Consider the following 6,498-nt stretch of genomic DNA (forward strand, 5'->3'; position numbering starts at 1 on the left):
GGGACGGCACGCCGGGCGCGGTGGGCCGTCGAGCCCGCTGTCCGGCCGGAGCCGAGGAGGGCGCGCAGCGGGGCGAGCGTGTCGTTGGTGAGGCGGCCGGACCAGGCGAGGTCCCAGAGGGCGTCGGCGAGCTGGGGGTCGGTGGCGTCCGGGTGGGTGGTGGCGCGGACCTGGTCGGCGATCTGGCGGAAGAACAGGCCGTAGCCGCCGGTCAGGGCCGTGAGGACCGATTCGTGCAGGGCCGTCGGCTCCAGCGGGTGCGGCGGGGGCAGGAGCAGGGGGGCCGTGTCCGCGAGGTGGAGGGAGATCCAGCCGTCCTTGCCGGGGAGCACGCCCGCGCCGGCCCAGACGATCTCCCCGGCGGCGGTGAGTTCGTCGAGCATCGCCGGGGAGTAGTCCCGCACGCGCGACGGCAGGACCAGCTTCTCCAGCGCCGAGGCGGGGACGGAGGCGCCCTGGAGCTGCTCGACCGCGCGGACGAGGCCGTCGGTGCCCCTCAGGGCGTGGCTCTTGCCGACGTGCTGCCACTGGGGCAGGAACTGGGCGAGCGCGGCCGGGGGGACCGGCTCCAGCTCTTGGCGGAGCGCCGCGAGGGAGCGGCGGCGCAGGCGGCGCAGGACCGTCGCGTCGCACCACTCCTGGCCGATCCCTGCCGGGTGGAACTCGCCCTGGACGACCCTTCCGCTCGCCGCGAGCCGGTGCAGCGCGCCATCCGTGACGGCTGTGCCGAGGCCGAAGCGGGTGGCTGCCACGGCGGACGTGAACGGGCCGTGCGTGCGCGCGTGGCGGGCCAGGAGATCGCCCAAAGGGTCCTTGACGGGTTCCGTGAACGCCTCGGGGACGCCGACCGGGAGGGCGGTGCCCAGGGCGTCGCGCAGCCGGCCCGCGTCCTCGATCGCCGCCCAGTGGTCGACTCCGGCGATCCGCACCCGGATCGCGCGGCGGGCGGCGGCCAGTTCGGGCGCCCAGCGCGGGTCGGCGCCCCGCTCTGCCAGTTCGGTGTCGGTGAGCGGGCCGAGGACCCGGAGGGCGTCGGCGACCCCCTCGGCGTCCTTCGGGCGCCGCTCGTCGGTGAGCCACCGCAGCTCCCGCTCCAGATCGGCCAGCACCTCCGCGTCCAGCAGCTCACGCAGCTCCGCCTGGCCGAGCAGCTCCGCCAGCAGCCGCGAGTCCAGCGACAGCGCCGCCGCCCGGCGCTCGGCGAGCGGCGAGTCGCCCTCGTACAGGAACTGGGCGACGTACCCGAAGAGGAGGCTGCGCGCGAAGGGCGACGGCTCCGGGGTGGTGACCTCGACCAGGCGCACCTTGCGCGACTCCAGATCGCCCATCAGCTCGACGAGCCCCGGGACGTCGAAGACGTCCTGGAGACACTCGCGGACCGCCTCCAGGACGATCGGGAACGACCCGAACTCGCTCGCCACCTGGAGCAGTTGCGCCGCACGCTGCCGCTGCTGCCACAGCGGCGTACGACGGCCCGGGTTGCGGCGCGGCAGCAGCAGCGCGCGGGCGGCGCACTCGCGGAACCGCGACGCGAACAGCGCCGAGCCGCCGACCTGGTCGGTGACGACCTGGTCGACCTCGCCCTTGTCGAAGACGACGTCCTGCGCGCCCACGGGCGCCTGGTCGGCGTCGTATTCCGTGCCGGCCTTCGAGGGCTCCCGGTCGAGCAGGTCCAGGCCCAGCAGGTCGGCGTCCGGGAGGCGCAGGACGATGCCGTCGTCCGCGTGCATCACCTGCGCGTCCATGCCGTACCGCTCGGCGAGGCGGGCCCCCAGGGCGAGCGCCCACGGGGCGTGCACCTGGGCGCCGAACGGGGAGTGGACGACCACGCGCCAGTCGCCCAGTTCGTCCCGGAAGCGCTCCACGACGATCGTCCGGTCGTCCGGGACGTGACCGCAGGACTCGCGCTGCTCGGCGAGGTACGACAGGACGTTGTCGGCGGCCCACGCGTCCAGGCCCGCCGAGAGCAGGCGCAGCCGGGCGTCCTCCCGGGACAGGGCGCCGACCTCGCGCAGGAACGCGCCCACCGCGCGCCCCAGCTCCAGCGGACGGCCCAGCTGGTCGCCCTTCCAGAAGGGCAGCCGGCCCGGCACACCCGGTGCGGGGGAGACCAGGACGCGGTCGCGCGTGATGTCCTCGATGCGCCAGGAGCTCGTCCCGAGCGTGAAGACGTCGCCCACGCGGGATTCGTACACCATCTCCTCGTCCAGCTCACCGACCCGGCCGCCGCCCTTCTTCGGGTCGGAACCCGCGAGGAAGACGCCGAACAGGCCTCGGTCGGGGATCGTGCCGCCCGAGGTGACCGCCAGGCGCTGGGCGCCCGGACGGCCTGTGATCGCGCCGGTCACGCGGTCCCACACCACGCGCGGGCGCAGCTCCGCGAACGCGTCCGACGGGTAGCGGCCCGCCAGCATGTCCAGCGTCGCCGTGAACGCCGACTCCGGGAGCGAGGCGAAGGGGGCCGCGCGGCGGACGGCGGCCAGCAGGTCGTCGAACTGCCAGGTGTCCATCGACACCATCGCGACCAACTGCTGTGCCAGGACGTCCAGCGGGTTGGCGGGCACACGCAGGGACTCGATGGCGCCCGCGCGCATGCGCTCGGTGACGACCGCCGCCTGGACCAGGTCGCCCCGGTACTTCGGGAAGACCACGCCTGTCGAGACCGCGCCCACCTGGTGGCCCGCGCGGCCCACGCGCTGGAGGCCGGAGGCCACCGAGGGCGGGGACTCCACCTGGACCACCAGGTCCACCGCGCCCATGTCGATGCCGAGTTCCAGGCTCGACGTCGCGACCACCGCGGGCAGCCGGCCCGCCTTCAGGTCCTCCTCGACCAGGGCGCGCTGCTCCTTGGAGACCGAGCCGTGGTGCGCCCGCGCGAGGACCGGCGGGGCGCCCTGGGCCGCGCCCGAACCGCCCATCAGCTCCGCGGGCGCGTGGTGTTCGTCCAGGGGTTCGCCCGTCGCCCTCTCGTACGCGATCTCGTTCAGCCGGTTGCACAGGCGCTCCGCGAGGCGCCGGGAGTTCGCGAACACGATCGTCGAGCGGTGGGCCTGCACCAGGTCCGCGATCCGCTCCTCGACGTGCGGCCAGATGGAGGGGCGCTCGGCCTTCGCGTCGTCCACCGGGGAGCCGCCCAGCTCGCCCAGGTCCTCCACCGGGACGACCACCGAGAGGTCGAACTCCTTCGCCGACGCCGGCTGGACGATCTCGGCCTTCCCGCGCGGGGCCAGATAGCGGGCGATCTCGTCCACCGGGCGGACCGTCGCCGAGAGGCCGATCCTGCGGGCCGGCTTCGGGAGCAGTTCGTCCAGCCGCTCCAGGGTCAGCGCCAGGTGCGCGCCGCGCTTCGTGCCCGCGACCGCGTGGACCTCGTCCAGGATGACCGTCTCCACGCCTGTCAGCGCGTCGCGTGTCGCCGACGTCAGCATCAGGAACAGGGACTCCGGAGTCGTGATCAGGATGTCCGGGGGGCGGGTCGCCAGGGCGCGGCGCTCGGCGGGCGGGGTGTCGCCGGAGCGGATGCCGACCTTGACCTCCGGCTCCGGGAGGCCGAGGCGGACGGACTCCTGGCGGATGCCTGTCAGGGGGCTGCGTAGGTTGCGCTCCACGTCCACCGCGAGGGCTTTCAGCGGGGAGACGTACAGCACCCGGCAGCGCTTCCTCGGGTCCGCCGGCGGGGGCGTCGACGCCAGGCCGTCCAGCGCGGCCAGGAACGCGGCCAGGGTCTTGCCCGAGCCGGTCGGGGCGACCACCAGCACGTCCGAACCCTCCCGGATGGCACGCCACGCGCCCGCCTGGGCCTCGGTGGGCGCCGAGAACGCCCCCGTGAACCAGCCGCGGGTCGCGGGGGAGAAGCCGTCCAGGGCTCGGTGTGCGGAACTGACCATGCGTCCATCCTGCACCTCGGCACTGACAATCGGGCTGAGCTGGGAGTTTTCGGGTGGAGCGGGGGGCGGGGGCGAGAATGGGGGCATGGGTGAGCGGGCTCGGCACTGGCGGTACGGGGAGTTGCCCGGGGTCGATCTGCTGCGGGCCCGGTACGTGCGGAAGACGTTCGTGCGCCATACGCACGAGGAGTTCGTCATCGCCGGTATCGCCGAAGGCGTCGAGATCTTCCAGCACCGGGGGAGTGACGTCTCGGCGGGGGCCGGGGCCCTGGCTCTGGTGAACCCGGACACACCGCACACCGGACGGGCCGGGGTGCCGGAGGGATGGCGGTACGGGGCCGTGTACCCGTCGCCCGAGGTGGTGGCCGCGATCGCCGCCGAGACGACCACGCTGCGAGGGACGCCCGGGTTCGTGAGTCCCGTGGTCGACGATCCCCGGACCGTGCGGCTGGTGCACGAGGTGCTGCGGGCCGCCGAGGAGGGGGACGCGCTGACCGCCGACACGCTGCTGAGGGTCGCGGTGACGCGGCTTCTGCGCCTGAACGGCGGGCCGCTGCCGGTGCGGCGGGTGCGGACGGCCGGTGCGGGGGTCGCCGCACGCGCGCGGGACGTGCTGACGCAGCGGATGACCGAGCCGCCCACCCTGGAACAGCTCGCCGAGGAACTCGGTACGGGGCCGTTCGCCCTGCTGCGGGCGTTCCGCGACACCTACGGGATGCCGCCGCACGCCTGGCTGACCGACGCCCGGGTGCGGGTCGCCCGGCGCCTCCTGGACGCGGGGAACTCGCCCGCGCAGGCCGCGCTCGCCGTCGGCTTCAGCGACCAGCCGCACCTCAACCGGCACTTCACCCGGATCGTGGGGGTGCCGCCGGGGGCGTACCGCAGGGAGCGCAAGAACGTACAAGACGCGCGGGCACGCCTGCTCCTACCGTCGGACGGGTGACGGAACAGACAGAGATACGCGCCCATGACGGTGCGGTGGTGCGCGACGGCCTCGCCGTCGGCGTCGCCGTGGGGCTGAGCGGATTCGCCTTCGGGGTGACGTCGGCCGGTTCGGGGATGACGGTGGCGCAGAGCTGCGTACTGAGCCTCCTGGTGTTCACCGGTGCCTCCCAGTTCGCCCTGGTGGGGGCGCTCGCGGCGGGCGGCGGCCCGTTCACGGCGGCTGCGGGAGCGTTCTTCCTCGGGACGCGCAACGCGTTCTACGGGCTGCGGCTCTCCCGGTTGCTGGACCTCCCGCGCGCGGTGCGGCCGTTCGCCGCTCAGTGGATCATCGACGAGACGGCGGCCGTCGCCCTCGCGCAGCCCACGCGGCGTGCCGCGCGGATCGGCTTCGCCGTCACCGGGCTCAGCCTGTACGTGCTGTGGAACCTCACCACCCTGCTGGGCGCCCTCGGGGCGGACGCCCTCGGCGACACCGGGGCGTGGGGCATCGACGCGGCCGGACCCGCCGTGTTCCTCGCGCTGCTCGCGCCGATGCTGAAGACCTCCGTCGAGCGGGGCGTCGCCGCCCTCGCCGTCCTGCTCGGGCTCGGCCTGCTGCCCGTCCTGCCGACGGGGGTGCCGGTGCTGGCCGCGGCCCTCGCGGCGCCCGTCGGCCTCTGGTCCGAGGGACGGCGCCGGCACCGGGGGGAGTCCCGGTGAACGTCTGGATCGCGGTGCTGGCCACCGCCGTCGGCTGCTACGCCGTCAAACTCGCCGGGCTGCTCGTCCCCGAGGGCGTCCTCGAACGCCCCGTCGTACGCCGCCTCGCCGCGCTCCTCCCCGTCGCGCTCCTGGCCGCCCTCACGGCCCAGCAGACGTTCGCCGACGGCCACATTCTGGTTCTGGACGCCCGCGCAGCCGGCCTGGGCGCCGCCGCCGTGGCCTTCGCCCTGCGGGCGCCGTTCCTGGTGATCGTCGGAGTGGCCGTGGTGGTGACGGCGGGGGCGCGGGCGGTGGCGGGGTGAGGTGCCGTCCCGACAAAGGGCGTCAAGGCCCCGGCTCACGTCAGGAGGCGGCCGTACGCCCTCAGTGTGCGGAGTGACTCGATCGTCACCACGGAGCGGGCCTCCAGGGCGGCGGAAGGGGTCCAGTGGGGGCGGCGGAGGGGCCAGCCGCCGTCGTCCTGTTGGGCGGTGGTGAGGAAGTCGAGGGAGCGGGACATCTCCGCGTCGGTGAACCACGCGCGCGCGAGGGAGTGCGGGGTGCGGGCGATGTCGTGGGGGAAACGATGTTCCGCGGGCGCGTAGCCGTCGGCGACGGGGTAGCGCTCCGGGTGGTCCGGGTCGAGGACGACGAGGCGTTGGTCGCGCACCAGACGGCCCAGCCGGTCGGCGGCGGCCTGCGCGCGTGAGCGGTCCGGCACGGAGTCCAGGAAGTCGACGGCGGCCTCCACCTCGTACGCGTGGGAACTCGTCAGGGACTCCACCGCGCGCCAGCAGAAGTCGGTCGCCCGGAACAGCCAGGCGTGCCACACGTCGTTGCGGTGCAGGAGGCCCGCGACGGGGCCGGTGGTCAGCAGCTCGCTCGCCGGGGCGTCCACGACCGGGACGAACGGCGCGGTCGGACAGCCCCGCTGGGACGGCAGGACGGCCGGCAGCGCGCCCTCGGCGGTCGACACGGCCGTCAG

5 protein-coding genes are annotated in these 6,498 nt (G+C 74.7%); 3 read left to right on the forward strand and 2 right to left on the reverse strand.

The genetic code is table 11. The features are described from left to right. Positions 1-3,887 (reverse strand): Lhr family ATP-dependent helicase (locus ACVNF4_RS30470; RefSeq protein ID WP_461806109.1); only part of this gene is annotated, 3,887 nt, incomplete at its 3' end. A gap of 85 nt (positions 3,888-3,972) precedes the next feature. Between ACVNF4_RS30470 and ACVNF4_RS30475 the strand changes: the two genes are divergently transcribed. The 3 genes from ACVNF4_RS30475 to ACVNF4_RS30485 are packed head-to-tail and all read left to right on the forward strand — an operon-like array spanning position 3,973 to position 5,836. Beyond that, complete coding sequence (locus ACVNF4_RS30475; RefSeq protein ID WP_461806110.1) at positions 3,973-4,830, forward strand: helix-turn-helix transcriptional regulator; 858 nt, start codon at positions 3,973-3,975, stop codon at positions 4,828-4,830. After that, positions 4,827-5,531, forward strand: coding sequence for an AzlC family ABC transporter permease (locus tag ACVNF4_RS30480; protein WP_461806111.1), 705 nt, complete (start codon positions 4,827-4,829; stop codon positions 5,529-5,531). The genes ACVNF4_RS30475 and ACVNF4_RS30480 overlap by 4 nt, the downstream gene beginning before the upstream one ends. Continuing rightward, positions 5,528-5,836, forward strand: coding sequence for an AzlD domain-containing protein (locus tag ACVNF4_RS30485; RefSeq protein WP_461806112.1), 309 nt, complete (start codon positions 5,528-5,530; stop codon positions 5,834-5,836). Before ACVNF4_RS30480 ends, ACVNF4_RS30485 begins: the two co-directional genes overlap by 4 nt. Before the next feature lie 35 nt (positions 5,837-5,871). Here the strand turns inward: ACVNF4_RS30485 and ACVNF4_RS30490 are convergent. Then, on the reverse strand, positions 5,872-6,498 hold a 627-nt coding region (locus ACVNF4_RS30490), incomplete at its 5' end, for a hypothetical protein (protein ID WP_461806113.1).

The organism is Streptomyces sp. S6 (assembly GCF_054880855.1).

Bases quoted from the DNA above. Each gene is read 5' to 3' on its own strand.
- ACVNF4_RS30475 (WP_461806110.1), top strand. From the start codon at position 3,973: ATGGGTGAGCGGGCTCGGCACTGGCGGTACGGGGAGTTGCCCGGGGTC.